The sequence below is a fragment of the Arthrobacter sp. SAFR-044 genome (genome assembly GCF_051965175.1).
GTDB lineage: Bacteria > Actinomycetota > Actinomycetes > Actinomycetales > Micrococcaceae > Arthrobacter.
On sequence record NZ_JBQCMK010000001.1, the window covers coordinates 474984 to 500232 of the forward strand.

Annotated in this window: 28 protein-coding genes and 1 tRNA gene; 16 read left to right on the forward strand and 13 right to left on the reverse strand. The window is 66.3% G+C overall.

Going from position 1 to position 25249, the window contains the following annotated elements:
* Positions 1 to 88: 88 nt before the first annotated feature.
* From ACTHQS_RS02045 to ACTHQS_RS02055, 3 genes are all read right to left on the reverse strand, one after another.
* Positions 89 to 496, reverse strand: a complete 408-nt coding sequence (locus ACTHQS_RS02045) for a hypothetical protein (protein ID WP_440165597.1) — start codon at positions 494 to 496, stop codon at positions 89 to 91.
* Positions 497 to 574: 78 nt separating this feature from the next.
* Entirely contained in the window at positions 575 to 754 is a 180-nt protein-coding gene (locus ACTHQS_RS02050; RefSeq protein WP_440165598.1) for a glycine zipper 2TM domain-containing protein, read from the reverse strand.
* A 67-nt stretch (positions 755 to 821) separates the two neighbouring features.
* Positions 822 to 2045 (reverse strand): multidrug effflux MFS transporter, encoded by a 1224-nt coding sequence (locus tag ACTHQS_RS02055; RefSeq protein ID WP_440165599.1) that lies wholly within the window; start codon positions 2043 to 2045, stop codon positions 822 to 824.
* Between the two features lie 179 nt (positions 2046 to 2224).
* Between ACTHQS_RS02055 and ACTHQS_RS02060 the strand changes: the two genes are divergently transcribed.
* The 6 genes from ACTHQS_RS02060 (at position 2225) to ACTHQS_RS02085 (ending at position 7496) form a co-directional block, all read left to right on the forward strand.
* The gene (locus tag ACTHQS_RS02060) at positions 2225 to 3076 is read left to right on the forward strand and encodes a phage holin family protein (protein ID WP_440165601.1); all 852 of its coding nucleotides are present in this window, start codon (positions 2225 to 2227) and stop codon (positions 3074 to 3076) included.
* 101 nt (positions 3077 to 3177) lie between these two features.
* The gene (locus ACTHQS_RS02065; RefSeq protein ID WP_440165603.1) at positions 3178 to 3801 is read left to right on the forward strand and encodes a CDP-alcohol phosphatidyltransferase family protein; all 624 of its coding nucleotides are present in this window, start codon (positions 3178 to 3180) and stop codon (positions 3799 to 3801) included.
* Positions 3801 to 4709, forward strand: coding sequence for a DMT family transporter (locus ACTHQS_RS02070; protein ID WP_440165605.1), 909 nt, complete (start codon positions 3801 to 3803; stop codon positions 4707 to 4709). The genes ACTHQS_RS02065 and ACTHQS_RS02070 overlap by 1 nt, the downstream gene beginning before the upstream one ends.
* A gap of 112 nt (positions 4710 to 4821) precedes the next feature.
* Complete coding sequence (locus ACTHQS_RS02075; RefSeq protein ID WP_440165607.1) at positions 4822 to 6018, forward strand: glycosyltransferase; 1197 nt, start codon at positions 4822 to 4824, stop codon at positions 6016 to 6018.
* A 75-nt stretch (positions 6019 to 6093) separates the two neighbouring features.
* Positions 6094 to 6167: transfer RNA gene (locus ACTHQS_RS02080), tRNA-Ile, on the forward strand.
* Between the two features lie 138 nt (positions 6168 to 6305).
* Complete coding sequence (locus ACTHQS_RS02085; protein WP_440165609.1) at positions 6306 to 7496, forward strand: acyl-CoA dehydrogenase family protein; 1191 nt, start codon at positions 6306 to 6308, stop codon at positions 7494 to 7496.
* Positions 7497 to 7563: 67 nt separating this feature from the next.
* Here the strand turns inward: ACTHQS_RS02085 and ACTHQS_RS02090 are convergent, their stop codons facing one another.
* Complete coding sequence (locus tag ACTHQS_RS02090) at positions 7564 to 8187, reverse strand: M23 family metallopeptidase (RefSeq protein ID WP_440165610.1); 624 nt, start codon at positions 8185 to 8187, stop codon at positions 7564 to 7566.
* 446 nt (positions 8188 to 8633) lie between these two features.
* On the opposite strand from ACTHQS_RS02090, the gene rpsB reads away from it, so the two are divergent.
* The 6 genes from rpsB (at position 8634) to ACTHQS_RS02120 (ending at position 13658) form a co-directional block, all read left to right on the forward strand.
* On the forward strand, positions 8634 to 9497 hold the full coding sequence (gene rpsB, locus ACTHQS_RS02095; RefSeq protein ID WP_110544706.1) for a 30S ribosomal protein S2: 864 nt from the start codon (positions 8634 to 8636) through the stop codon (positions 9495 to 9497).
* 127 nt (positions 9498 to 9624) lie between these two features.
* Complete coding sequence (tsf, locus tag ACTHQS_RS02100) at positions 9625 to 10461, forward strand: translation elongation factor Ts (protein ID WP_141161028.1); 837 nt, start codon at positions 9625 to 9627, stop codon at positions 10459 to 10461.
* 149 nt (positions 10462 to 10610) lie between these two features.
* Positions 10611 to 11348: a UMP kinase gene (gene pyrH, locus ACTHQS_RS02105; RefSeq protein ID WP_440165612.1), complete on the forward strand. Its 738-nt coding sequence runs from the start codon at positions 10611 to 10613 to the stop codon at positions 11346 to 11348.
* A 128-nt stretch (positions 11349 to 11476) separates the two neighbouring features.
* Complete coding sequence (gene frr / locus ACTHQS_RS02110; protein ID WP_440165614.1) at positions 11477 to 12034, forward strand: ribosome recycling factor; 558 nt, start codon at positions 11477 to 11479, stop codon at positions 12032 to 12034.
* Complete coding sequence (locus tag ACTHQS_RS02115; RefSeq protein ID WP_440165616.1) at positions 12034 to 12954, forward strand: phosphatidate cytidylyltransferase; 921 nt, start codon at positions 12034 to 12036, stop codon at positions 12952 to 12954. Before frr ends, ACTHQS_RS02115 begins: the two co-directional genes overlap by 1 nt.
* A 119-nt stretch (positions 12955 to 13073) precedes the next feature.
* Complete coding sequence (locus ACTHQS_RS02120) at positions 13074 to 13658, forward strand: DivIVA domain-containing protein (RefSeq protein ID WP_440165618.1); 585 nt, start codon at positions 13074 to 13076, stop codon at positions 13656 to 13658.
* Positions 13659 to 13680: 22 nt separating this feature from the next.
* On the opposite strand, the gene ACTHQS_RS02125 is transcribed toward ACTHQS_RS02120, so the two are convergent.
* The 5 genes from ACTHQS_RS02125 to ACTHQS_RS02145 are packed head-to-tail and all read right to left on the reverse strand — an operon-like array spanning position 13681 to position 18166.
* The gene (locus ACTHQS_RS02125; RefSeq protein ID WP_440165619.1) at positions 13681 to 14373 is read right to left on the reverse strand and encodes a hypothetical protein; all 693 of its coding nucleotides are present in this window, start codon (positions 14371 to 14373) and stop codon (positions 13681 to 13683) included.
* A 19-nt stretch (positions 14374 to 14392) separates the two neighbouring features.
* Positions 14393 to 15859 carry a sodium/solute symporter gene (locus tag ACTHQS_RS02130; RefSeq protein WP_440165850.1) on the reverse strand — a complete coding sequence of 489 codons (1467 nt, stop codon included), beginning with the start codon at positions 15857 to 15859 and terminating at the stop codon, positions 14393 to 14395.
* 7 nt (positions 15860 to 15866) lie between these two features.
* The gene (locus ACTHQS_RS02135; protein ID WP_440165620.1) at positions 15867 to 16238 is read right to left on the reverse strand and encodes a hypothetical protein; all 372 of its coding nucleotides are present in this window, start codon (positions 16236 to 16238) and stop codon (positions 15867 to 15869) included.
* Positions 16235 to 16951, reverse strand: a complete 717-nt coding sequence (locus ACTHQS_RS02140; protein WP_440165622.1) for a LytR/AlgR family response regulator transcription factor — start codon at positions 16949 to 16951, stop codon at positions 16235 to 16237. Before ACTHQS_RS02140 ends, ACTHQS_RS02135 begins: the two co-directional genes overlap by 4 nt.
* A 33-nt stretch (positions 16952 to 16984) precedes the next feature.
* The gene (locus ACTHQS_RS02145) at positions 16985 to 18166 is read right to left on the reverse strand and encodes a sensor histidine kinase (protein WP_440165624.1); all 1182 of its coding nucleotides are present in this window, start codon (positions 18164 to 18166) and stop codon (positions 16985 to 16987) included.
* Positions 18167 to 18380: 214 nt separating this feature from the next.
* Between ACTHQS_RS02145 and ACTHQS_RS02150 the strand changes: the two genes are divergently transcribed.
* Positions 18381 to 18761 carry a DUF485 domain-containing protein gene (locus ACTHQS_RS02150; protein ID WP_440165626.1) on the forward strand — a complete coding sequence of 127 codons (381 nt, stop codon included), beginning with the start codon at positions 18381 to 18383 and terminating at the stop codon, positions 18759 to 18761.
* Positions 18758 to 20374, forward strand: a complete 1617-nt coding sequence (locus ACTHQS_RS02155) for a solute symporter family protein (RefSeq protein ID WP_440165628.1) — start codon at positions 18758 to 18760, stop codon at positions 20372 to 20374. Before ACTHQS_RS02150 ends, ACTHQS_RS02155 begins: the two co-directional genes overlap by 4 nt.
* Positions 20375 to 20508: 134 nt before the next feature.
* Here ACTHQS_RS02155 and ACTHQS_RS02160 read toward each other — a convergent pair whose 3' ends face one another.
* The 4 genes from ACTHQS_RS02160 to ACTHQS_RS02175 form a co-directional block, all read right to left on the reverse strand.
* Positions 20509 to 21144 (reverse strand): hypothetical protein, encoded by a 636-nt coding sequence (locus tag ACTHQS_RS02160; RefSeq protein ID WP_440165630.1) that lies wholly within the window; start codon positions 21142 to 21144, stop codon positions 20509 to 20511.
* Between the two features lie 16 nt (positions 21145 to 21160).
* Positions 21161 to 21565, reverse strand: a complete 405-nt coding sequence (locus ACTHQS_RS02165; protein ID WP_440165632.1) for a DUF4383 domain-containing protein — start codon at positions 21563 to 21565, stop codon at positions 21161 to 21163.
* 146 nt (positions 21566 to 21711) lie between these two features.
* Entirely contained in the window at positions 21712 to 22257 is a 546-nt protein-coding gene (locus ACTHQS_RS02170; protein WP_440165633.1) for a hypothetical protein, read from the reverse strand.
* A gap of 141 nt (positions 22258 to 22398) precedes the next feature.
* The gene (locus ACTHQS_RS02175) at positions 22399 to 22872 is read right to left on the reverse strand and encodes an Lrp/AsnC family transcriptional regulator (protein WP_440165635.1); all 474 of its coding nucleotides are present in this window, start codon (positions 22870 to 22872) and stop codon (positions 22399 to 22401) included.
* Positions 22873 to 23065: 193 nt separating this feature from the next.
* Here ACTHQS_RS02175 and pdhA point away from each other — a divergent pair, with 193 nt between their 5' ends.
* Positions 23066 to 24235, forward strand: coding sequence for a pyruvate dehydrogenase (acetyl-transferring) E1 component subunit alpha (pdhA, locus tag ACTHQS_RS02180; RefSeq protein WP_440165637.1), 1170 nt, complete (start codon positions 23066 to 23068; stop codon positions 24233 to 24235).
* Entirely contained in the window at positions 24235 to 25245 is a 1011-nt protein-coding gene (locus ACTHQS_RS02185; RefSeq protein WP_440165639.1) for an alpha-ketoacid dehydrogenase subunit beta, read from the forward strand. Before pdhA ends, ACTHQS_RS02185 begins: the two co-directional genes overlap by 1 nt.
* Positions 25246 to 25249: the final 4 nt, after the last annotated feature.

The window sequence follows — 25249 nt, forward strand, 5'->3', positions numbered from 1 at the left end:
GAGCAATACGAAAATCCCCGTTCCTCCACATGGAGGAACGGGGATTTTTTCTTTCCGCGGGCGGGAAAGGTGGTTTGGGGAGGGCGGCTCAGACGAAGTCCATTTCCACCTGCAGGAACCTTTCGGCCTCGGCAATTGCCGCCTGGAAGGCTTCCTTCTCCGTGGGGGACTTGCGGGGTTCGCGCGGGCTCCACTCGTGCGGCGCGGAGTGGATCCTCACAAAGCCAGAGTCCGGGGGAGCGTAGAAGATCCCGAAGCGCTGCACCGGCCATTCCGGCGAGGTTTCCGGCGCCACCAGCAGGGCCGCGTTGAAAGCCGGATTGAACCATTGGGCAATGGGCCGGCGGCGGTCTTCCGTGAACAGCCCCGCCGCGTACAGCGCCGCCGACTGCTGTCCTGCCTGCGCACACAGCCGCTCCCACCACAGTGGCAGGATCCGGGCGTCGCACCGTTGCCATGTGGCCGGAAGTGGCGGTTGGTTCTGCCAGTTGGGCACGGGATCATTTTATCGCGGGAGGGAGCCGGACGGCAGGGAAAGCCGCTCCGGCCCGCCGCATCAATCACGGCAGGCCCTTCAGCGGCGGTGGCGGGACCCCGGGTCCACCCGGTACAGGAGCGCGGCGCCGGCCAGCGTCCCCAGGATGATGCCCCAGGCCGGGTTGCCCAGGGCACGGCCGGCGAAATAGCCGACGACGGCGCCAAGCACCGCCCCGAGGAAAAGTCCCCTGCCGTTGCGGTGCGGTGTGCGGCTCACAGGCTGCCTTTCGAGGGGGTGGAACGGCGGTGGTGGATTGCCGGCGCCCAGTGGATCAGGGCAGGGCTCAGTGGATTGAGGGTACCGTGCGCGGCCGCACCACCAGCCACAGTGCCGCGATCGCCAGCAGGATGCAGGCCGCCTGCACGGCTCCCATCGGCGCGGCGCTGGTGATCCCGAGCCAGCCCACCACGGGGGAGATGAGCCCGGCCATGAGGAACGTCGCCGCGCCCAGCAGGGAGGCTGCCGTTCCTGCCTGGGCTGCGTGCCCGGCCAGGGCCAGCACCTGGACGCAGGGGAACATGAAGCCGGTGCCCATGATGTAGAACCACAGCGGGACCATCACACCCCAGAGTCCCAGGCCCGCCCGGTCGAAAACCACGATCAGCACGGCCATCAGGAACATCCAGGCCGTGGCGCCGGCCAGGATCCACTGCGGCGGCACGATCCTGATAAGCCGCGAACTGGTCTGCACACCGGCCACGATGCCCAGCGAGTTGATGCCGAAGAGCAGCCCGTACTGCTGGGCGGAGAACCCGAACACATCCTGGAAAAGGAACGGCGAGGCCGACAGGTAGGTGAAGAGGCCGCCGAAGTTGAATCCTGCCACCATCAACAGCCCCACGAAGATCCGGTCCGTGAACAGTGCCCTGTAGCGTTGCCCGGCTGTCATGCCGCTCCGGCCCCGTTTCTCCGGCGGAAGTGTTTCACGGACCAGGAGCAGGGCGGCCACGATCACCAACGTCCCGTACGCGGCAAGGAACACGAAGATGCCCGGCCACGGCATCACCAGGAGCAGCTGTGAACCGATGACGGGGGCAAGGATTGGGGCCAGCCCATTGACCAAAGACATGCGGGAGAACATCCGCACCATGGCGTAGCCGGAGAACAAGTCACGCACCATCGCCATTGCCACCACGCCGCCGCCGGCCGCACCCACGCCCATCAGCACGCGGAAGATTCCCAGCGTGGTGATGTCCGTGGACAAGGCGGCGCCCAGGGACGCTGCGATGTGCACGGCCGTGGCCAGGATCAGGGGAATCCGCCGGCCGAACTTGTCGCTGAACGGCCCCACAACCAGCTGCCCGAACGCGAAACCGACCGTGGTGCCCGCCAGGGTGAGCTGGACCTGGGCCTCGGTAACCCCCAGGCTTGCCTCCAGCGCCGGAAAGGCGGGCAGGTAAAGGTCGATGGTGAACGGCCCGAGGGCCGTCAGGGCGCCCAGGAGGAGGATGTACAGGAGCTTCCGGCGGCGGCTCAGCAGGTCGCCCGGATTGGGGGGATTGGTCACGGAGAACAATCCTAGGCCCGGTCATGGCGGTTTTTGCAGCGTTGTAGGCCGCGCCGTCCGGCCAGCCCCCAAGTTCGCCCTGAACCTGAATGGTAGTTTTGGTGGCGTGGACTGTGCGGCTGCACATTTCCGCGTTGAACGCATGCAGTATCGACCCATGAACCAGTAAGGCGGAACCGATGAGCGGACGTCACAGCGGGCGTACCAGCCCGGGATTGCGTATCACTGCGCTGCCCGGGACGGCAAGACTCCTTTTCCGGTTGGCCCCCCGCCAGCTCAACGACGAGATCGCCTTCGCCAAGATCGAACTCAAGCGCAAGGGAATCCAGGTGGGAGTGGCCGCGGCCTTCTTCGCCGTGGCACTGCTCTTCCTTGCGCTGCTGGTGGTCGGCCTGATCGTCGCGGCCATCATGGGACTGGCCACCATCATGCCGGCCTGGCTGGCGGCCCTCCTGGTCTCCGCTGCGTTCCTGATCATCGCCCTCATCGGCGGACTGGTGGGCCTCGCCAGGTTCAAGAAGGCCATGCCCCTGGTGCCTGAAGAAACCATCCGCGGCATCCGGCACGACATCGGCGTTGCTCGGGAAGGTTCGGCCTTCAACCCGGCCATCCTGGATCCGGAGAGCCCGGAAGCCAAGGCTGCGAAGGCCGCCAAGGCGGAGGCGGCTGCCAAGGCAAAGGCCGAGAAGGAAGCCAAGGCCGCCAAGCACGACCAGGAGTTCCCGCACGCATCCGAGCCCGAGCTGGTGCGCCGGCTGAGCCAGCGCCGCCACCACCTCACCGAGGTCCGCGACGAACTTGGCACGGAACTGGACGTCAAGACCCAGGCCAGATACCTGCTCGCCGCCGCCCAGGTCAAGGCGCGCGAAGGCCAGGTGCTGGCGCAGCACGGCGTGGACGCGGCGGGGCAGCGGCTTGCGGCCTTGTCGGGCTCCGCTGATCTTTCCAGGCGCTGGAAGCCGCTGGCGGCCTTCGTGGCTGCCGGCACGGTCCTGGTGGTCCTCCTGCGCAGGCTCCTGCGCTCCAACTAGGTCCCTGTTCCGCCACGCAACATGCCGGCGGACGCCGTCCCGGCTCCAAAGGCACAACCGACAGACCGCGCCTCGGCGCAGCAGGAAGGAGAGGGGGACGGGTGAAGTTCATTGGTGCAGGCGCCCGCCCCGGCCGTCCCCAGGTGGACCATGACCGCGTGGCCACCCTTCCGAACCTGCTCACCGTGGTGCGGTTCATGGGTGTTCCGCTCTTCATCTGGCTTGTCCTGGCCCAAAAGGAATACGGGGCCGGCGTAGTGGTCCTGGCTGTCATGGCCGGGACGGACTGGATCGACGGCTACATCGCCCGCCGGTTCGACCAAGCCTCCAAGCTGGGCAGGGTCCTCGACCCCATCGCCGACCGTCTTGCGCTGCTGGCGGTGGCCTTCACCCTGGTGATTGCGGGCGTCGTGCATTGGCTGTACCTGGCTGCGCTGGTAATCCCCGACGCCGTCCTGCTGGTATTGACGCTCTCCCTCTTCCACGGCCACCCGGACCTCCCGGTCAGCGTGGTAGGCAAGGTGCGGACCGGGCTGCTGCTCCTGGGCACGCCGCTGCTGGTCCTTTCCCGCCTGGATACCGGGTTCTCCGGCCAGCTTTTCGCCGCCGCCTGGGTGGTGCTGGGCCTGGGCCTGGTTGGCCACTGGATTGCTGCCTACAACTATTTCTGGGCCATGCTGCGCAAAGGCCGGGAACAGAAACAGCACGACGGCGGGAACAGTTGATGGTGTGGGTCGCCGTCGGCCTGGCGGTGCTTGGCGCCTTCTGCCTCGCCCTGGGTGCCCAGCGGCAGGGCAGTGCCGTCAAGGCCGACACGGGGGGCCTGGCCCTGAGTTCCAACGGTTTCCTGCGCCTGCTGCGCAATCCCCGGTGGATGTTCGGACTCCTGCTGCTGTGCACCGGCATGGGCATGAACGCCATCGCCCTGGTCTCCGCACCGCTTACCGTGATCCAGCCGATCGGCGCCATTGCCCTGGTGATCACCACGGTGGTCAACGCCCGGGACCAGGACCTGACCATCAACCGCGCCACGGCGGTGTCCATCGCCGCGTGCGTCACCGGATCCGCGCTCTTCGTCCTCCTGGCGGTCAACGTCACGCAGGAGAACCACCATGTCAGCCCGGAGGACGAGCTCACCATCGTGCTGCTCCTGGCCCTGGCAGTGGGGCTGTTCGGCACACTGGCGGTGATGTTCAAGCACCGAATGAACGCGTTCATCTACATCCTCGGTGCCGGCATACTGTTCGGCTTCGTGGCAGTCCTCACCCGGATCATCGGCAAGCACCTCCTGGATCCCAACGGACTCTTCCTGCTGAACGTCCAGTGGTATTCCGTGGTGGCCATCATCGCAGCCGGCGGCCTGGGGTCCTGGTTCGTGCAGAGCGCGTACTCCTCAGGCCCGCCGGACCTGGTGATCGCCGGACTTACCGTTGTGGACCCCATGGTGGGCATTGCCATCGGCATCATCATCCTGGGTGAACTTCGGCCCGACGTCCATGCCGTCATGGCCATTGCGATGGGAACGGCCGCCTCCCTTGCTATCGTTGGGGTTATCGCCCTTTCCCGGCACCACCCGGAAGTCACCAAGCGCAAGAAGGACGCGCGGAAGGCTTCCGGAAGGCCATCCCACTAGTCCGTTCCCGCCCGTAACCAGCAATTCCACGAAGCCCGGCGCCCTGCGCCAGCGGCCAACCGTGCTGTCAGTTCCAACGCTGTCCGCACCGTGACCATCAGGAGCACTCCCCATGACCACGCCAGCCGACCAGCGCCCCCTGACCATCCTGATCGCCGCGGATACGTATCCGCCGGACGTCAACGGCGCTGCCCAGTTTGGATACCGGCTGGCCAAGGGCATGACTGCCAGGGGCCACAACGTGCATGTCCTGGCCTCCCGCGACAGCAAGGGAAAGAGCTTCACCGAGTTCCGCGAGGAAGCAACCGTGCACCGGCTCCGCTCGCACAAGGCGTTCACCCATGAGAGCTTCCGCCTCTGCTTCCCGTGGGAAATCAAGAAGGAAATCAGCATTCTCTTCGACCGGGTGAAGCCCGACGTGGTGCACATCCAGAGCCACTACATGATCGGCGAGCACGTGCTTTACGAGGCCGTGAAGCGCGGCGTCCGGATTGTCGCCACCAACCACTTCATGCCGGAAAACCTCAACCCCTTCCTGCCGTTCCCGCAGTGGTTCAAGGACATCATCGGACGGGTCTCATGGAAGGACATGGGCAAGGTCATGGGCCAGGCGGATGTGGTGACAACGCCCACGCCGCTTGCCGCCCGGGCCATGCACGAGCACGCTTTCCTGCGGAAGGTGCTCCCGTTGTCCAACGGCATCGACTCCGCCGCCTACGAACTGCAGCCCGGCGAGCACATTGAGCCGCACGCCCACCCCACGGTCCTGTTCGCCGGCCGCCTCGCAGAGGAAAAGCACGTCGACGTGCTCATCGAGGCCATCGGCAAGACGCCGCCTGAGCTGAACGTACACCTGGAGATTGTGGGCGGCGGCGAAGTGCGGTCCGCGCTGGAGGACCTGGTGCGGCGGCTCGGACTCACCAGCCGGGTCAAGTTCCTGGGCCTCGCCAGCGATGATGAACTGCGCACCGCCTACATCCGGGCGGACCTTTTCTGCATGCCCGGAACCGCCGAACTGCAGTCTCTGGTCACCCTGGAAGCCATGTCCGCCTCCACCCCCGTGGTCCTGGCGGACGCCATGGCATTGCCCCACCTGGTCCGTGACGGCGAAAACGGGTACCTCTTCACCCCCAACGACAGCGACGACCTCGCCAAGAAGATCACGCAGGTGCTGGAACTGCCCAAGGACGAACGGCAGGCAATGGGCCGGGCCAGCCGGCAGATGGTGGAGCCCCACAGCATCCAGGGGACACTGCAGACCTTCGAGGACCTCTACCGCGGCGCCTCCTACGAGGACAAAGTGGTCTGAACCCTTTCCAGGGTTTGCTAGAGTGTTTTTGCCCTGCCGGAGCGTGGTGTTCGACCACCTGCTCCCGGGGCTTGGGGGGCTATAGCTCAGCTGGTTAGAGCGCGGGACTCATAATCCTAAGGTCCTCGGTTCAAGTCCGAGTAGCCCTACCTGCAACCGCGGCCGACGAGTTCTCGTTGGCCGCGGTTTTCTTGGTTAACCCCGCACCCTGCGGTATGTTACTGATCAGTAACATACCGTGCTTCGTTCCGCGGCATGGTCAGCGCTGATCACCAAAGAAGGTAACCATGGCCACCTCCGCAGCCGATTTCCCAGAGCTTCCCTACGCCGACGGCGACTTCTTCGCCTTTGAGCAGCTTCTTTCCGGCAAGGAGCAGGACCGGCTGGCCGAAGTCCGCGGCTTCCTGGCCCGTGAGGTCACGCCTATTGCAGTGGACTGCTGGAACCGCGGAGAGTTCCCCATGGACTTGATTCCAAAGCTTGCCGGACTGGACCTGGTCAGCCCGGTCCGCCGCCAGGGGTACTCCAACCTCTTTGCCGGCATGCTGCACGCCGAAGCCACCCGGGCCGACGCCTCCATCGCCACTTTCCTGGGCGTGCACGACGGGCTGTTTACCGGCTCCATCGAGTTGCTGGCATCCCAGGAGCAAAAGGACGAGTGGCTCCCGGACATCTACGCACTGAAGAAGATTGGCGCTTTTGGCCTGACCGAGCCGCTGGGCGGCAGTGACGTGGCCGGCGGGACGCGCACCACGGCGCGCAGGGACGGAGAGAACTGGATCCTCAACGGCGCGAAGCGGTGGATCGGCAATGCCACGTTCTCCGACTGGGTTGTGGTGTATGCGCGCGACGTGGCGGACAACCAGGTCAAGGGCTTCATGGTGGACACCACGCTGGCCGGATACAGCGCAACAAAGATTGAGAACAAGATTTCCCTGCGGACAGTCCAGAATGCTGACATCGTCCTGACGGACGTCGTGGTACCGGACCACTTCAAGCTCGCCCACGCCAACAGCTTCCGCGACGTCAACAAGGTGCTCAAAGTCACCCGCCTGTCAGTTGCCTGGCAGGCCGTGGGCCTCCAGATGGCCGCCTTCGATGTTGCCCGCCGCTATGCCGTGGAGCGCCAGCAGTTCGGCCGCCCCCTGGCTTCCTTCCAGCTCATCCAGGACCAACTGGTCCGGATCCTGGGCAACACGGTCAGTTCCATGGGCATGATGGTCCGGCTCTCCCAGTTGGAGGACGCCGGGGAAGCCAAAGACGAACAATCGGCACTGGCCAAGGCCTTCGCCACCGACCGCATGAGGGAGAGCGTGGCGCTGGGCCGCAGCATCCTGGGCGGCAACGGCATCGTGACCGACTACGGCATGGCCAAAATCTTCGCCGACGCCGAGGCCATCTACTCCTACGAGGGCACGGCCGAAATCAACACCCTGGTGACAGGGCGGGCCATCACCGGCATCTCGGCCATCGTCTAGGCGGGACGCCCACGCAGGCAGTTGTCTGACTGACTGATGCTCGGGGCCATCCCTGCGGTCTCCGTGGCTATGGGCCACCGGACAGCGGCAGCAGGATGGACGGGCGGAGGTCCAGGACGAACTGCAGGGGATTGACGTAGTCCTCTCCTTCCCGCACACCCCAGTGCAGGCACTGCGCCGCCGGGCAGTGCCCCGGCAGCACAGTGCCGATGACCTCACCTCGGGCTACGGTGGCGCCCACGGCCAACGTGCTTTCCACTGGCTCGAAACTGCTGCGCAGGCCGCCGCCATGGTCGATGGTGATGACGGGACGGTCCACCACCACACCCGCGAAACTCACCGTTCCGGCCGCGGGTGACAGGACCTGCGTGCCTGCAGTGAATTCAAGGTCGACGCCCCGGTGCCCGCTCAGCCATGGCTTGGGCGGAGGATCGAAAGGGCGCAGCACCGGCGGGCGCGGTGCCAGGGGCCACTGCCAGGAAGGGGCGGCACCCGCCTGGGCGGCCGTCGTCGTACTTCCCTGCTGACTGGCGGCCGCCGTGGGGCCGAAGCCGGCGGCGCTGTTCTGAAAGGCTGTGCTGTTCGGAATGGCTGCGCTGTAGGGGAGGGCTGCATTGGGAAGGGCTGCGCCGGGCGTGGCAATCGACGCCGGCAGCAGCAGGAATGCGGCCAGCAGGACTGATGTCTTCATGCGACCAGCTTGCCCGGCTGCACGGGGCGCCGGCAGGGCCGGATCAGGCTATGTGGACAACAGCCCAGGCGGCTGCAACCTGTCGGGCGGGCGGGGGCGCCTGTAGTACACTAGATGGAGCAGTTTGCTGCGCCCTCAACGCTTTCCGCCCCAGTGGTTCACCCCCGCGGTGCATCCCCCTGTCCGGATCGCGTCGGCACATCTCATTCAGGAGTGTGGGGGAGCGGCGGCTGACTACGCGCATCCAGCCCTCCGGCAGCCGACGCCCAGGCGTCGTCCATGGAGGATCGCGCTTCCTGCGGTCAGGCTTAGTCCTGATGGGAAGGGCGGTGGATGCCAGGAGCACGGCCCGTCCGGGCCACGCTGACCAACCGTCAACTATTGGCAGGGTAAGAAGCCTCCGGGTTTTCTCATGAATGACCTGCCGGAAAATAAGGAGCGCCGGAATGCCCGTCGTAACCATGCGCCAGCTGCTTGACAGCGGCGTCCACTTTGGACACCAGACCCGCCGTTGGAACCCGAAGATGAAGCGCTTCATCTTCACCGAGCGCAACGGCATCTACATCATCGACCTCCAGCAGTCGCTGTCCTACATCGACCGCGCGTACGAGTTCGTCAAGGCCACTGTTGCCCACGGCGGCACCGTGCTCTTCGTCGGCACCAAGAAGCAGGCCCAGGAAGCAATTGCCGAGCAAGCAACCCGCGTCGGCCAGCCCTACGTCAACCAGCGTTGGCTCGGCGGTATGCTGACCAACTTCCAGACGGTTGCCAAGCGTATCCAACGCATGAAGGAACTCGAAGAGATCGACTTCGACGACGTCGCCGGTTCCGCTTACACCAAGAAGGAACTCCTGCTCCTCAAGCGCGAGCTCACCAAGCTGGAGTCCAACCTGGGCGGTATCCGCAACCTGACCAAGGCTCCGTCCCTGCTGTGGGTTGTTGACACCAAGAAGGAACACCTCGCCGTTGACGAGGCCAAGAAGCTGAACATCCCGGTTGTGGCCATCCTGGACACCAACTGCGATCCGGACGAAGTCGACTTCCCGATCCCGGGCAACGACGACGCCATCCGCTCCGTGAACCTCCTGACCCGCGTTGTTGCCGACGCCGTTGCCGAGGGCCTGATCGCCCGCAACAACCGCGGCACGGGCGCCACTGAAGCTCCGGAAGAGCCGCTGGCCGAGTGGGAGCGCGAGCTCCTCGAAGGCAGCAAGGCAGAAGCGGCCGCAGCTCCGGCTGAGAACGCTGAAGCTCCGGCCGCCGAGGAAGCCCCGGCCGCTGCCGAGGCTCCCGCTGAAGACGCCAAGTAAGACACGCAAAATCCGGATTCTCCGCGCTGTCCGCAGCCGGAGCTGCTGACAGGATGGCGGCCCGCCCCGTGGGCTGCCGTCCTGTCAGTCCGTACACCACCACACATTTCTAGACAGAGGGGTTCACATGGCGAACTACACTGCCGCGGACATCAAGGCCCTGCGCGAGCGCACCGGCGCCGGCATGATGGACGTCAAGAAGGCTCTTGACGAAGCCAACGGTGACGCCGAGAAGGCCATCGAGATCATCCGCATCAAGGGCCTCAAGGGCGCTACCAAGCGCGAAGGCCGCTCCACCGCTGAAGGCCTCGTGGCCGCCAAGGTCAGCAACGGCGTCGGCGTCATGATCGAGGTCAACTGCGAGACCGACTTCGTTGCCAAGGCTGACAAGTTCATCCAGCTGGCCGACAAGGTCCTGGCCGTGGCCGTCGAGTCCGGCGCTGCCGACCTCGAGACCCTGCTGGCAACCGACGTTGACGGCAAGCCGCTCTCCGAGGTCGTCGTCGAAGAAGGCGCCATCCTGGGCGAGAAGGTTGTTGTCCGCCGCATCTCCCGCGTTGAGGGTGCAACGGTTGACGCCTACCTGCACAAGACCTCCAAGGACCTCCCGGCCCAGGTCGGCGTCCTGTTCGCTGTCGACGGTGAAGGCGAAGCCGCCACCGCCGCCGCCCACGACGTCGCCGTGCACATCGCCGCCATGGCCCCGAACTACCTCACCCGCGAGGACGTTCCGGCCGAGCTCGTTGAGTCCGAGCGCCGCATCGCCGAAGAGACCGCCAAGGCCGAGGGCAAGCCTGAAGCCGCCCTCACCAAGATTGTGGAAGGCCGCGTAACCGGCTTCTACAAGGGCGAGGTCCTGGTTGACCAGGCATTCGCCAAGGACGCCAAGAAGTCCGTGGCACAGGTCCTCGAAGAGGCCGGTGTCAAGGGAACCGCCTTCACGCGTTTCCGCGTCGGCTCCTAGTCGAAACTGCAGGGGGTGGCCACTTCGGTGGCCGCCCCTTTTGCATGCGCCCAAACGGCTGGCAGCCCAGTCCACTTGGACCACTGCCGGTTCCGACCACCGGATCCGGCAGGATACCCTTTTTTCAGAGTCACCAACGGGAAGGCATCATGGAAGCCGTCAACACTGTCACGCATTCGGAGAAGAGCCGGCGGCGGGTCCTCCTGAAGCTCTCCGGCGAGGTCTTCGGCGGCGGGAAGCTCGGCGTAGATCCCGAGACCGTCCGCAACGTCGCCAAGCAGATCGCCGCAGCCGTCCCCGAGGTGGAAGTGGCCATTGTGGTGGGCGGCGGAAACTTCTTCCGCGGCGCCGAACTGTCCCAGAGCGGCATGGACCGTTCCCGCGCCGACTACATGGGCATGCTGGGAACGGTCATGAACTGCCTGGCGCTGCAGGACTTCCTGGAGCAGGCGGGCGTGGAAACCCGCGTCCAGAGCGCCATCACCATGGGCCAGGTGGCCGAGGCCTACATTCCCCGCCGCGCCATCCGCCACATGGAAAAGGGCCGCGTGGTCATCTTCGGCGCCGGCGCAGGCCTGCCCTACTTCTCCACGGACACTGTGGCGGCCCAGCGTGCCCTGGAAGTCCACGCCGACGTGGTCCTCATGGCCAAGAGCGGGGTGGACGCCGTGTACACCGCGGACCCCAAGAAGGACCCCAACGCGGAGCGGCTGGAAACCCTCAGCTACGACGATGCCCTGCGCCGGGACATTCGCGTCATGGACCAGACGGCCATGACCATGTGCAAGGACAACGACCTCTCCATGGTCGTTTTCGGCATGGAGGGTGAAGGCAACGTCACCCGCGCCATCCTCGGCGAAAAGCTGGGCACCCTGGTCACCGCCTAGCTGCGGCTAGGATGATTTCAGGACAGTTCCGTCCCCGTCCCTCCGGGCGGGGACGGAAACAGCAACAAAGAACCACGTGAGTGCAGGAACCGGTGCCCCGGACCGCACCAGAACCGTCAGGAGAGACCGTGATCGAAGAAACCTTGCTCGAAGCCGAAGAAAAGATGGACAAGGCGGTAGAGGTAGCCAAGGAAGACTTCGCCGCCGTCCGCACCGGCCGCGCCAACCCCGGCCTCTACAACAAGGTCCTGGTGGACTACTACGGCTCGCCCACCCCGCTGCAGCAGCTGGCCTCCTTCGCCATCCCGGACGCCCGCACTATTCTCATCACCCCGTTCGACAAGACCGCCATGCGGGACATCGAACGCGCCCTGAGCGACTCCGAGGTCGGAGCCAACCCGTCCAACGACGGCAACGTCATCAGGATCACCATTCCTGAACTGACCAAGGAACGCCGCAAGGAATACGTGAAGATCGTCAAGACCAAGGGCGAGGACGCCAAGATCTCCATCCGCAACATCCGCCGCAAGGCCAAGGAGACCCTTGACCGCCTGGTCAAGGACGGCGAAGCGGGCGAGGACGACGGCAACCGCGCCGAAAAGGAACTGGACAGCCTCACCAAGGCCCACGTGGACGGCATCGACGAGCTGCTCAAGCGCAAGGAAGCAGAGCTGCTCGAAGTCTGATGGGCCAGGCAGAACAGGCCCCCGCACCACGGGCGCGCACACGGGGGAAGCAGCCCAGGAGCAATCCCACGCCAAAGGCCGGGCGGAACCTGCCCGCCGCCGTCGTGGTGGGCCTGGCCATGCTTATCGCTGTACTGGGCGGCCTGCTGTTCCTCCCGCTGGCGTTCGTAGCCATCGTTACGGCCTTCGCCGTGTTTGGCGTATGGGAAATCTACCGGGCGCTGGAGGCCAACGGCACCAGGATGCCCATCGTGCCGGTCATGACCGGCACGCTTGCCATGCCTTTCGCTGCCTACTTCGGCGGCATCGAGAGCCAGCTGTTTGCCCTGCTCCTCAGCGCCGTGGCCGTGCTCCTGTGGCGGTCGATCGAGAGTGCCGCCGGCTCCGCCAACAGCATCTTCGCCGGTGTCTTCACGCTGGGTTGGGTCCCCTTCTTCATCAGCTTCGCCGCGCTGCCGCTGCACGCCGCAGGCACCACCCCGCTGGGACTTTGGCCGGACGGCATGGCGCCCCTCGGAGCATGGGAGATTGCCGTCATGCTGCTGCTGGTGGTCTCCAACGACACCTTCGGCTACCTGGTGGGCGCGTCGTTGGGAAAGCACCCCATGGCACCGAAGATCAGCCCCAAGAAGTCCTGGGAGGGCTTCGCAGGGTCGGTAGCAGGCGCCATGCTGATCGGCGTCCTGGCGGCCCTCTTCGTGCTGGACAAACCGTGGTGGGTGGGCGCCGTGCTCGCGGTCGGTACAGTGGCAGCGTCCACTGCCGGCGACCTTGCCGAGTCCATGGTCAAGCGTGAGCTGGGCGTCAAGGACATGAGCAGCATCCTCCCCGGGCACGGGGGAGTGATGGACCGGCTGGATTCCATCGTCTTCGCCTCGCCGGTGGCGTTCATCCTGTACGGCCTGGTGGCCGGCGCCTAACCCCTCCAGCCCGGCGCCCCCGGGCACCGACACAAACATGGTCCCGGGCGGCCGCACCAATCACGTCCCCCTAAACTGGTGCGGAAACACTACCGCTGAAGAGCATTGAAGGAAACGAAGTGGCATTGGACATTCACCGGCAGATCCCTGCGTCCTTTGAGCGCGTCCAGCGCAGCGAGTACGGGTACAACGCCAAGCAGGTTGACCAGTTCCTGCAGCGGGCCCGGATCTCCCTGGAAACGCCCCAGGCCGCCACGGAGCCCGTCAACAGCGCCGACGTGAGGGCAGTGTCGTTCGACCCCGTCAAGGGCGGGTACTCCGCGGCTGTCGTGGACGCCGCGCTGGACCGGCTCGAGGACGCCTTCGCCCGCAGGGAGCGGGATGAACTGATCGCGGCCCGCGGCGAGGAAGCGTGGCTGCGTGAAATCGGAAGCCTCTCCGGCATCCTCCGGGGACGCCTGCACCGGCCCGACGGCGACCGCTTCCGCCGGCCCACCAAACAAAAGGCCCGAAGCTACAACACGGACGACGTCGACCGGCTTTGCCGGGAACTCGTTGCCTACCTTGAACAGGACAAGCCGTTGAGCGTGGACAGCGTGCGCCGCGCAGTCTTCCGTCCGGCCGTTGGCCGTGACGGCTACGAGGAATCACAGGTGGACGCCTTCCTGGACCGCGTCGTCGAGCTGATGGCGGCCATCGACTGACGTGCCACCGCCGCCGGGCGGTCTATTTCCCGTCCGCCCGCGGGGTGGGGGAAAGCGGCGTATGGCGGCGCCACACATCGCGGTAGCGCTGGCCCCCACGTGCGACGGACACAGCAAGAAACCCGGCTCCGCAGACGCTGCCTGTCACTGTGGCCGCTGCCGTACCGGCGCCCGCCAGCGTCAACACCAGGCCCGCCAGGATGGCAATCAAGGCTGCGTTCGCCGTCGTCATGAAGATCATGCTGCTGGCAGCCACTTGGCTCAAGCTCCCCCTGGCGCTGAAGAAGTAGTAGGTCTGCCTGGACCCGGCCTCGTCGTCATGATGGGCTGCCATCAGGTACGGTGCCACGCCCGGGTCCAGGTCCACGTAGGCGGCCCGTAACCTGTTCATGGCGGTGACGTACATGAGGTCCTCGTAGGCCACGTTCATCACCCGGAGCTGGGTCAGGAACCCGATTGCCGCGTCGATGAAAAGGACGACCACGGCCAGCAGGACAAAAGCATCCGAAAACCCTGTAGCCTGCCCCACCAGCGCCACGCTGACCAGGCTTGCCGACGTGAAGGTGAGGAACATGCTGATCCGGGTCAGCACCTCGCCCTGGGCGGTACTGCGGGATGCCAGCAGGCCCCAGTGTTCCGTGGCAAGCAGCTGGGCCCGCACGGACGCCGGAACCGGATCCTGCTGGTGCGGCGTACCGCCGTCCTCGATGGGCATGGCGTTATTGTCCTCCCGATCAGCGTTCGGTTGCCAGCGGCCGCTCCGGGGTGTGCAGGCGGGTCATGATCCGCGGCATGGTGCCCGGGATCCGATGGGAAGTGGCCCGGGAAACGATGACCGTCACGGCAAACGCCGCCGGCACGCTCCAGGCCGCCGGCTGCGCGAGCCAGGGCGGCGTCAGGCCCGAACCCGATACTGCGCCCGCGATCATTGCCCCGCCGCACAGGATCCCGCCGGTCACCATGCCGGCGATGGCGCCGGCGTCGGTCAGGCCACGCCACCAGATGCCGAGCAGCAGGACGGGGCAGACCGTGGAGGCGGTGAACGCGAAGACCAGGCCCACGCTGCCGGCGAGTGCCAGGGAGCCGGTCATGAAGGCAAAGCCAAGAGGGACCAGGGCGGAGACGACGGCGGCGAGCCGGAACCCGCGCACGCTTCCGCCCAGGACGTCCTGGCTGATCACGCCTGCCAGGGAGACCACCAGGCCGGAGGTGGTGGACAGGAACGCCGCGAACGCGCCGGCCACCACCAGCGCGGAAAGCAGGTCGCCCGGCACCCCGCCCACGAGTTCACCAGGCAGTCGCAGGACCATGGCGTCCGGCTGCCCGGAGCGGGCCAGATCCGGGGCGAACATCCGCGCCACCAGGCCGTACGCCGTGGGGAAGAGGTAGAAGACGGAGAGCAGGCCCAGGACGATCAGCGTTGTCCGCCGGGCCGAGTGCCCGTCCGGGTTGGTGTAGAAACGCACCAGCACGTGCGGCAGTCCCAGGGTGCCAAACAGCAGCGCCACCAGCAGGGACACGTTCTGGTACAGCCCTGCCGGTGCCAGGCCCGTGGGGTTGACCACGGGCGGTGACTGGGGCTCGGCCCCGTGGCCGGCCAGCACGAAGATGATGAACAGGAAGGGCACGGCCAGGGCCGTCAGCTTGAGCCAGTACTGGAACGCCTGGACAAACGTGATGGACCGCATCCCGCCCGCCACCACTGTGAGGCACACCACCACCACGACGGCAACGGAACCCACCCAGGACGGCAGGCCGGTGGCGATATGGATGGTCAGCGCCGCCCCATGCAGCTGCGGCACGATGTACAGCCACCCCACCGTCACCACCACCAGGCTGGTGACCCGCCGGACCGTCCGGGACGCGAGCCTGGACTCGGTGAAATCCGGAATGGTGTAGGCGCCCGAGCGGCGCAGCGGGGCGGCAACGAAGAGCAACAGCATCAGGTAGCCGGCGGTATATCCCACCGGGAACCAGAGGGCGTCGGTTCCGGACAGCAGGATGAGGCCGGCCACGCCCAGGAAACTGGCTGCGGACAGGTACTCCCCGCCAATCGCCGACGCGTTCCACCAAGGCCGCACCGTCCGCGATGCAACGTAGAAATCGCCGGTGGTGCGTGAGATCCGCAGTCCGTAAAACCCGATGATGGCGGTGGCGAGGGACACCACCGCGACCGCTGTGATGGCGACGCCGGCATTCACCTGGGCATCACTGTTCCCCTGCCAGGTCCCGGTACCGCGCCTCATTGCGAGCCGCCGTCCTGACGTACAGCCAGGCGCTCAATCCGATCACCGGATAGATGCCGGCGCCCAGGAGGAGCCAGCCGAACGGGATGCCGGCGATCCGGGTATCGGCCAGGCCGGGAACCACCACCAGGGTCAGCGGGAACGCCGCCAGGATCAGCAGGAAGCCTCCCGCCACCACCAGGGCCAGCCGCAACTGGGACCTGATCAGCGACCGGACAAACACCTGCCCTACCTCGGAATCCTGCGCGGCTTCCCGCGACTCCAGCGGGCGGGGCGCGCCGCGCACCGCAGTGCGGGCAGATGCGCGCGGGGCCGTGACCCTGACCCGGGTCATGCGTGCGGCCTGATCCTGGTTGCCTCCAGTTTCTCCCGCACGATGGGCAGGTGCCGCCGGCTGATGGGCAGGCCGGCACCGGCCACGGTGACGCGCGGCCCGTCGGCCGCCAGTTTCATTGAGGACACGTGCTTCAGCGCCACCAGGTAGGAGCGGTGCGTCCGGATGAAACCGGCGTCCGCCCATTGCTGTTCAAGGTCCGCCAACGGCACCCGGATGAGGTAGCTGGCGTCGGCGGTATGCAGCCGGGCGTAGTCCCCCTGAGCCTGGACGTAGGTGACGTCGTCGCGCCGGATCATCCGCGTGGTGCCACCCTGGTCCACCGTGATCATCTCCGGTGCCGCCCCGCCGTCGCGCAGTTCACTGATCCGCCCCACGGAACGGGCAAGGCGCTCCGCGCGCACCGGCTTGAGCAGGTAGTCCACGGCAGCGAGTTCGAACGCAGCCAAGGCATGGTCCTCATCGGCAGTGACAAAAACAACGGCCGGCGGATTGCTGCTGCGGGCAATGGCGCCGGCGATGTCCAGGCCCGACACCGCGGGCATGTGGATGTCCAAAAAGACGGCGTCAATGCTGCCGGCCGACAGGGCCGTCAGCGCTTCAGCGCCGGACGTGGCACGCAGCACCTTCCCGATGCGCTCGTCCCTGCCCAGCAGGAAAGCCAGCTCCTCAACAGCAGGCAGCTCATCATCAACGACGAGGACGTTAATCATTCTCCTAGGGTACTTCCAGCGGAACTGCGCTCCTCACGCATCATGCCCGGGCTGGGACTTCGGCACCCGCATGGTGATCAGCGTTCCCTCGCCCGGCGCCGTTTCCACCACCAGGCCGTGATCGTTGCCGTAGACCTGGCGGAGGCGCGCATCCACATTCCGCAGCCCCACATGGTCCCCGTCGGTATGGCCCGCCAGCACGGACCGGAGATGCTCCGGGTCCATCCCCACGCCGTCGTCCTCAATGGTGACCTCGGCGAAGGCCCCGGCATCCTCCGCCGTGATGCTGATGTGCCCGGGACCCGCCTTGGCCTCGAGCCCGTGCCGGACGGCATTCTCCACCAGCGGCTGCAGGCTGAGGAAGGGGATGACGGTGCCCAGCACCTCCGGGGCGATCCGCAGGCTGACCTGGACGCGCTCGCCGAACCGGGCACGCTCCAGGAGCAGGTAGCGGTCAATGCAGCGGAGCTCCTCGGCAAGGGTGGTGAAGTCCCCGTGCCGCCGGAATGAGTAGCGGGTGAAGTCCGCGAACTCGACCACCAGCTCCCTGGCCCGCTCCGGATCGGTGTTGATGAAGGACGCGATGGCGTTGAGCGAGTTGTAGATGAAATGCGGGCTGATCTGGGCGCGCAGCGCGCGGACTTCCGCTTCCATCAGCAGCGTGCGGGACGCGTCCAGCTCGGCAAGTTCCACCTGGACAGCCACCCAGTCCGCCACTTCGCCCGTGGCCCTGACCAGGCCCGCCCCCGCGGACGGGGCGAAGGCTGCCACGGCCCCCACCACCCGGGTGCCGGCCCGCACCGGGGCGATGACTCCGGCAAGGTGGCTGCCGGTTCCGTCTGCACCGGCGGAGAGAACTGCTGTCCGGCCGGACGCGAGAACATCCGCTGCGAGTTCCATCAGGCGCGGCCTGATGTCCTCGGCACCGCCGTCCCAGGCCAGGACACCGTTGGTATCCGTGATGGCCAGGGCATCGCAGGCCAGCAGGGCCCGCAGCTGGCGGCTGGCTTTCGCGGCGCCGGCGGGGTTCAGGCCACGCCGCAGGTGCTGCCCGGCCTGGGAAGCAGCATGGAGGGTGTGGTACGTGGCGCGCTCAGCGTCCGTGCCCAGCTCCCGGAAGGAGCGGAGCACCTTCAGCCCCACGCCGACGACGACGGCAATGGCCATGGCGATCACCGCAACGGCCGCGGCGGTGAGGAGGGGGGAGTCCGGCATGGTGCCCAGCGTAGCGGCGGGTGCCGCTTGCCGCAGCATCGCGACCGTTGAGCGACAGCGGGCCGCGAAGTGCTGGAACACGGCGGCGTGCGGGCGGCAAAGTGATTGTTGTCACATCTGCGGTGCCCCTGCGTGGTGCTGCCGGCCAGGCTCCCTGTCCAGCAGTTCGGGGCCCTCCGCCCGGTGTGTTCCGGCAACTCAATGAGGAGGAACGATGGGTAACGATGCCCATACTCCGGACGCAGCGGCGTCCGTGGACTTTGAACAAGTCCAGTCGACCGGGCAGTTCCAGGAATTGCGCAAGCGTCACCGCAGCTTTGTCTTCCCCATGGCAGTGGCCTTCCTGCTGTGGTACTTCGCCTACGTCCTGCTCGCCGACTACGCGGTGGGATTCATGTCCACCAAGGTCTGGGGCAACATCAACATCGGCCTGATCCTGGGCCTGCTCCAGTTCGTGTCGACCTTCGCCATCACCGGCTGGTACGTGCACTATTCCAACAAGCGGCTGGATCCCATTGCAACCGAGATCCGGCACGAGATCGAGGGGCACGAATTCGACAAGCATGGAAACCGAGTGGGCGGAGCCAACAAATGATCGCAATTCCCGCCGCGGTGGATGTCGCCGCCCTCAAGGACACCACCCTTTTGAACATGGGCATCTTCGGCCTGTTCGTGGCCGTCACCATGGTGATCGTGTTCCGCGCCAGCCGGAACAACAAGACCGCCGCCGACTACTATGCCGCAGGCCGGTCGTTCACCGGCTCGCAAAACGGTACTGCCATCGCCGGCGACTACCTGTCGGCAGCATCCTTCCTGGGCATCACCGGAGCCATCGCCATCAACGGCTATGACGGGTTCATGTACTCCATCGGATTCCTGGTGGCCTGGCTCGTGGCACTGCTGCTGGTGGCTGAACTGCTGCGCAACACCGGCAAGTTCACCATGGCGGACGTGCTGAGCTTCCGGCTGAAGCAGCGCCCGGTCCGGATCGCGGCCGCCATCTCCACCCTCGCCGTCTGCTTCTTCTACCTGCTGGCCCAAATGGCCGGCGCAGGAAGCCTGATCTCCCTCCTGCTGGGAATCAGCGACTGGACCGGACAGGCCCTGGTGATCATCGTCGTCGGCGCCCTCATGATCATGTACGTCCTGATCGGCGGCATGAAGGGCACCACCTGGGTCCAGATCATCAAGGCCATGCTGCTGATCGCAGGCGCCGCCGTGATGACCCTCTGGGTCCTGGCCATCTACGGCTTCAACCTCTCGGCCCTGCTGGGCGGCGCCGTGGAAACTGCCAACAACCCGGCCGTCCTCAACCCCGGGCTGCAGTACGGCAAGACTGAGACCTCCAAGCTGGACTTCATGTCCCTGGGCCTGGCCCTGGTCCTGGGCACGGCGGCCCTGCCGCACGTGCTGATGCGCTTCTACACCGTTCCGACGGCCAAGGAAGCACGCAAGTCCGTGGTCTGGTCCATCTGGCTGATCGGCCTGTTCTACCTGTTCACCCTGGTGCTGGGCTACGGCGCAGCCGCACTGGTGGGGGCGGACACCATCAAGTCCGCACCCGGCGGTGTCAACGCTGCCGCCCCGCTGCTGGCCTTCCACCTGGGCGGCCCGCTGCTGCTGGGCTTCATCTCCGCGGTGGCGTTCGCCACCATCCTGGCAGTGGTGGCAGGCCTGACCATCACGGCCGCAGCATCCTTCGCACATGACATCTACGCCAACGTCATCGCCAAGGGCAAAGCCGACGCCGCCACTGAAGTCCGGGTAGCCCGGCGCACCGTTGTGGTCATCGGCATCCTGGCCATCCTGGGCGGCATCTTCGCCAACGGCCAGAACGTGGCCTTCCTGGTGGCACTGGCCTTCGCCGTCGCCGCGTCGGCCAACCTGCCCACCATCATCTACTCGCTGTTCTGGCGGAAGTTCACAACCCAGGGCGCAGTGTGGAGCATGTACGGCGGCCTGGGCTCTGCGATCGTGCTCATCGTGTTTTCCCCGGTGGTCTCAGGGTTGAAGACCTCCATGATCCCCGGCGCCAACTTCGCACTGTTCCCGCTCAGCAACCCGGGCATCGTATCCATCCCGCTGGCCTTCTTCCTGGGCTGGCTGGGCACCACCCTGGACAAGAGGCGGGAGGATCCTGCCAAGCAGGCCGAGATGGAGGTCCGCTCCCTGACCGGCATCGGTGCCGAAAAGGCGGTGGACCACTAGGCAGGGAGCCCAAAACAGGGACAGACCATCCCGCGCCGGACTCTTCCGGCGCAACGTGAAGAGCCTCCTGCCGCAAACCGCGGCACGGAGGCTCTTTCGTTGGGAACGGACCCGGCGTCTTTTGCTGCAGGCCGTCAGCGCTGGTGGTGGCCCCCCGGGGCTACATTCCCGTGTCCACCATGCGGCACCGCGTACTGGCCGGCGGTCGACGCGGCGAGTCCCGGCGTCGTGATTCCTGCCACCAGCACGGCGCCGGCAAACGCTGCCAGCAGCAGCTTCCCCGGGCGCATGCCGGCCCCTGCGGTGCCTTGCCCCGCCGTTTTTTGCCCCGCACCGTGCCGCCCGAGCCACCCGAGCGAGGCGATGATCATCAATGTCAGCAGGAGCGCAGAAAGCTGCGTCATGCTGAGCGGGGCGGCCGTGGACGCGGCCGTGGACCTGGGGTACGCGATGGCGGCCAGGTGTGCAGCCGCTGCGGCAGCCAGCGCATACCGCGCCCACCGGCCACCTGCCAGGCGGTCCTTCGCCAGGACCACCACGGCACCGGCCAGCAGCGCGGCACCCCAGAGGCCTGCCGCCACACCCGCAAGGAACATCGCGGGATCCTTGGCACCAGCGGCGAAGTAACTGGAACAGATCGCCAGGTTGACTGAGCCTGCACCAAAGCCGGCGAACCCGATGAGCAGGCGGACCGGGGGGTTCGCCTGGTACACCGTGTCCTGCGGCAACACTGGCTGGTCGCCCAGCGGTGAGGGCCGGAGCGGGGTCATGCCGGTCCTTGGCATGCTACGCGCGGGCCGCGGCCGGGGACTTGTCCAGGGACAGGCCTACGCCGAGGAGGAGTACGGCGCTGGCGAGGTGGAGGACGTTGTCGGCACCGTTCAGGGCGATGATGTTCAGCGGCGAGTTCAGCAGGAACAGCCCCACGATGCCCACCAGGAGGTAGACAGCGCCGACGGCCGAGTTCACGGTGCGTGCGCTGTCCGTCCCGCGAAGCCCGGCGAAGAGCAGTGCGGCGCCGATGGCGAGGTGGATGACGTTGTGCAGCGGGTTGACTTCGAAGATGATCAGGTTCGCGCCCTCGGTGGCGACGAAACCGACGCCGGACGTGACGGCGAAGCCCAGGAGGCCCACCAGCAGGTAGACGGCTCCGAAAATGGTGGCGACGAGGCGGTTGGGTGAGTTTCGCATGGCCGAATCCTTCCGTTGGGGCGGGTGATTGTCCCGCCTGGTGTGGGGCCCCTTGGCGGGGCCCTCGGAAGCAATTCGGATCATTGCCGGGGGAGGATGGGTAAAAGATCAGTACCCTTTCCACTTTCCCGTCAACGTGGTCCTGGCTAGGCTGCCGGCCGCAGCTTGATGTTGGTCATCAGCAGTTGGTCCGTACCCTCGAAGCGGTAGGCAAGGTCCACCTTCTTGCCGCTGCAGCTGATTTGTCCCACCACCTCGGCCGATTTCACGCCGTTGTCCGTGGCAACCTTGAGGTTGTTGTAGGCGGGCTGGCAGGAGCTGTCCATCTCCAGGCTCTGCACGCCCGAGATGAACGCCTCCTTGGAAAGCTGCTTCTTGAGGGCCGGATCAAGATATTGGTCGTAGGCGCCGGAAGAATCGCCGGCGATCACCCTCTTGGTGAAATCATCGGCGAGGCCCCTGGCCTGGTTCGTGGCGCTGCCCACCACATTCACCAGGATCACGACGCCGAGGATCACCAGGATCAGCACCCCGCCAATACTGCCGAGGATGATCCACAGCTTCCGCCGGCTTCGCTGCCGCGGTGGTTCCCCGGGGAGGCCGAACGGCGCAGGCTGCCCGGGCAGCTGGGGAAACTGCGGTGGCGTCGAGCCCGCCTGGCCCTGCCGGTACGGATCCTGGGGACTGCTCAAGGGGAGCCTTTCGTCGAACAGGCGCTCTGGCGCCGGCGGACTGGCCCAGACCTTCCCGGCCCGGAACATGACGGGAACAAGCCTATATCCTGCCTGCCGCCGTCGTCCTTGAATCACCACCCGGGACGTTTCGCGCTGCTGCTAGCTGCCTTCGGAGCCCCGGTCCAGCAGGGGCTGCACCCGGAAGGGGATCAACTCACCCATGGCCAGCGCCGTGTCGGCCCGCTCAACACCGTCGCACGCAAGGATCTTGCCGTTAATGCGGAACAGATCTTCGGCATCCCTGGCCACCACCCGGAGCAGCAGGTCCGCGGACCCGGTCAGCCCGAAGCCCTCGAGGACCTCCGGGATGGCGGCAATTTCCTCAGCCAGCCGCCCAAGTTTCTGCTGCTGGACATGGACCGAGATGAACGCCATGAGCGGATAGCCCAGGGCCGCCGGATTGAGGCGCCTCTCGAAGGACAGGAAGACGTGCTTCTTTTCCAGCTGCGCCATGCGCGCCTGGACAGTATTGCGGGACAGGCCCAGCTTCTGCGCGAGCGCCACCACGGTCCGGCGCGGGTCCTGCGCCAAGGCCGACAGCAGGCGGGTGTCAGTGCCATCCAAAGCTCGCATAATGCGCAACGCTAGCACGGTGTTGAGGCCCCCGACAGGGCACATTGCTCAGAAACTGCTGCAGTGGTTGTACCCCCTGGCCATTGTGAGTAGGGTCACAGTATCTGGGGCAATGACGCCCGGAAGGCCGGTGGCGGCAGGGGCCAAAAGCCCCGAAACCACTGGTCAACGACGTTCGAAGGTTGCGGCAATCGTGTCTACAGACCAGACGGGCCATAGCGGCGCAATTATCCCCGGCAGCGCAGGAAAACCTGATGCAACCGGGCCGGAATTCCTCCAGTTGATCACCCCGTCCGGTGAACGGATCAGCCACCCGGAGTTCGATTTCTGGGTGCGGGACATTACCGATGACCAGTTGTGCTCCCTCTTTGAGGACATGACCGTCATCCGGCGGATCGATGTTGAGGCCACCGCCCTGCAGCGGCAGGGTGAACTGGCCCTCTGGCCCCCGCTCCTGGGCCAGGAGGCAGCCCAGATAGGCTCCGGACGGTCACTGCGCGCCGACGACTTTGTGTTCTCGAGCTACCGCGAGAACGGCGTGGCCTACTGCCGCGGCGTGGACCTGACGGATCTCCTCCGGGTCTGGCGCGGCAACGCATCCGGCGGCTGGGATCCGTACAGCATCAACATGGCCACCCCGCAGATCATCATCGGTGCCCAGACCCTGCACGCCACGGGCTACGCCATGGGTATCCAGAATGACGGCTCCGATGCGGTGGCCGTCACCTACTTCGGCGACGGAGCCACCAGCGAAGGCGACGTCAACGAGGCAATGGTGTTCGCCGCAAGCTTCCAGGTCCCGGTGGTGTTCTTCTGCACCAACAACCACTGGGCCATCTCGGAGCCCGTCCGCCTGCAGTCCCACATCCAGCTCGCGGACCGCGCCACCGGTTTCGGCATCCCCAGCCTCCGCGTGGACGGCAACGATGTCCTGGCAGTCATGGCTGCCACCCGGCTGGCCCTGGACCGGGCACGGCGCGGGGGCGGACCCACGTTCATTGAGGCCGTCAGTTACCGCATGGGGCCGCACACCACCGCGGACGACCCCACCCGCTACCGGGACGCCAACGAGCTGGAGGACTGGGCCGCGAAGGATCCCATTTCCCGGCTGGCCGGCCTCCTGGAACGGAAGGGACTGCTGACCGCGGAGCTGCAGCAGCAGGTCAAGGACAAGGCCGACACCGTGGCAGTGCAGATGCGCCGCGGCTGCACCACCATGCCGGAGCCGCAGCCCATGGATGTCTTCAAGCACGTCTACAGCACCCCCAACTCCTGGCTGGAACGCCAGCAGGACCACTACGCAAGGTATTTGGCCTCCTTCGGTGATCCCGCAGGTGCCGTTTCAGAGGAAGGTGCACGCTGATGACCCAGTTGACCTTTGCCCGCGCCATCAATGCCGGGCTGCGGAAGTCGCTGGAGAGCGACCCCAAAGTGGTTCTCCTGGGCGAGGACATCGGCGCCTTAGGCGGCGTCTTCCGGGTGACGGACGGCCTGCAAAAGGATTTCGGCACCCACCGAGTGGTGGACACCCCGCTGGCGGAGTCCGCCATCGTGGGAACTGCCGTGGGCCTGGCCTACCGCGGCTACCGGCCCGTCGTGGAAATCCAGTTCGATGGATTCATCTATCCGGCCTTCGACCAGATCGTCAGCCAGGTGGCCAAGCTGCACTACCGAACCCGCGGGGCCGTCAAGATGCCCATCACCATCCGGGTTCCGTTCGGCGGCGGCATCGGCTCGCCGGAGCACCACTCCGAGTCCCCGGAAGCCTACTTCACCCATACATCGGGACTGCGGGTGGTGACCGTTGCCAATCCGCAGGACGCGTATACAGTCATCCAGCAGGCCATCGCTTGTGACGATCCAGTCCTCTACTTCGAGCCCAAGCGCCGCTACCACGACAAAGGCGAGGTGGACGAGTCCCTGGAACCGGACTCGGCCCTGCCCATGGACAAGGCGCGGGTGCTGACCGACGGCGGCGATGTCACCCTGGTGGCCTACGGGCCCCTGGTCAAGACCGCACTGGACGCCGCCTCCGCCGCAGCGGACGAGGGCATCTCCATCGAAGTCATCGACCTGCGCTCGCTGGCCCCCGTGGACTATGAACCGGTGGTGGCATCCGTGCGAAAGACCGGACGCCTGGTGATCACGCACGAGGCTGCACAGTCCGGCGGCCTGGGAGCGGAAGTCGCGGCCAGCATCACGGAGCGGTGCTTCTACCACCTCGAGGCCGCGCCGGTCCGGGTAACCGGGTTCGACATCCCCTATCCGTACTCCAAGCTGGAAATGCACCACCTGCCGGGCCTGGACCGCATCCTGGACGGCGTGGACCGGGCCCTTGGCCGCCCCAATTCCCTGAGCGGACTGGAAGGATGAGCGC

What these genes read in the sequence shown, in the direction of transcription:
- ACTHQS_RS02060 (WP_440165601.1), top strand. Translation starts at nt 2,225, where the DNA reads ATGAGCGGACGTCACAGCGGGCGTACCAGCCCGGGATTGCGTATCACT.
- ACTHQS_RS02070 (WP_440165605.1), top strand. Translation starts at nt 3,801, where the DNA reads ATGGTGTGGGTCGCCGTCGGCCTGGCGGTGCTTGGCGCCTTCTGCCTC.
- ACTHQS_RS02075 (WP_440165607.1), top strand. Translation starts at nt 4,822, where the DNA reads ATGACCACGCCAGCCGACCAGCGCCCCCTGACCATCCTGATCGCCGCG.
- ACTHQS_RS02085 (WP_440165609.1), top strand. Translation starts at nt 6,306, where the DNA reads ATGGCCACCTCCGCAGCCGATTTCCCAGAGCTTCCCTACGCCGACGGC.
- ACTHQS_RS02090 (WP_440165610.1), bottom strand. Translation starts at nt 8,187, where the DNA reads ATGAAGACATCAGTCCTGCTGGCCGCATTCCTGCTGCTGCCGGCGTCG.
- rpsB (WP_110544706.1), top strand. Translation starts at nt 8,634, where the DNA reads ATGCCCGTCGTAACCATGCGCCAGCTGCTTGACAGCGGCGTCCACTTT.
- tsf (WP_141161028.1), top strand. Translation starts at nt 9,625, where the DNA reads ATGGCGAACTACACTGCCGCGGACATCAAGGCCCTGCGCGAGCGCACC.
- pyrH (WP_440165612.1), top strand. Translation starts at nt 10,611, where the DNA reads ATGGAAGCCGTCAACACTGTCACGCATTCGGAGAAGAGCCGGCGGCGG.
- ACTHQS_RS02115 (WP_440165616.1), top strand. Translation starts at nt 12,034, where the DNA reads ATGGGCCAGGCAGAACAGGCCCCCGCACCACGGGCGCGCACACGGGGG.
- ACTHQS_RS02125 (WP_440165619.1), bottom strand. Translation starts at nt 14,373, where the DNA reads ATGCCCATCGAGGACGGCGGTACGCCGCACCAGCAGGATCCGGTTCCG.
- ACTHQS_RS02135 (WP_440165620.1), bottom strand. Translation starts at nt 16,238, where the DNA reads ATGACCCGGGTCAGGGTCACGGCCCCGCGCGCATCTGCCCGCACTGCG.
- ACTHQS_RS02140 (WP_440165622.1), bottom strand. Translation starts at nt 16,951, where the DNA reads ATGATTAACGTCCTCGTCGTTGATGATGAGCTGCCTGCTGTTGAGGAG.
- ACTHQS_RS02145 (WP_440165624.1), bottom strand. Translation starts at nt 18,166, where the DNA reads ATGCCGGACTCCCCCCTCCTCACCGCCGCGGCCGTTGCGGTGATCGCC.
- ACTHQS_RS02150 (WP_440165626.1), top strand. Translation starts at nt 18,381, where the DNA reads ATGGGTAACGATGCCCATACTCCGGACGCAGCGGCGTCCGTGGACTTT.
- ACTHQS_RS02155 (WP_440165628.1), top strand. Translation starts at nt 18,758, where the DNA reads ATGATCGCAATTCCCGCCGCGGTGGATGTCGCCGCCCTCAAGGACACC.
- ACTHQS_RS02160 (WP_440165630.1), bottom strand. Translation starts at nt 21,144, where the DNA reads ATGACCCCGCTCCGGCCCTCACCGCTGGGCGACCAGCCAGTGTTGCCG.
- ACTHQS_RS02165 (WP_440165632.1), bottom strand. Translation starts at nt 21,565, where the DNA reads ATGCGAAACTCACCCAACCGCCTCGTCGCCACCATTTTCGGAGCCGTC.
- ACTHQS_RS02175 (WP_440165635.1), bottom strand. Translation starts at nt 22,872, where the DNA reads ATGCGAGCTTTGGATGGCACTGACACCCGCCTGCTGTCGGCCTTGGCG.
- ACTHQS_RS02185 (WP_440165639.1), top strand. Translation starts at nt 24,235, where the DNA reads ATGACCCAGTTGACCTTTGCCCGCGCCATCAATGCCGGGCTGCGGAAG.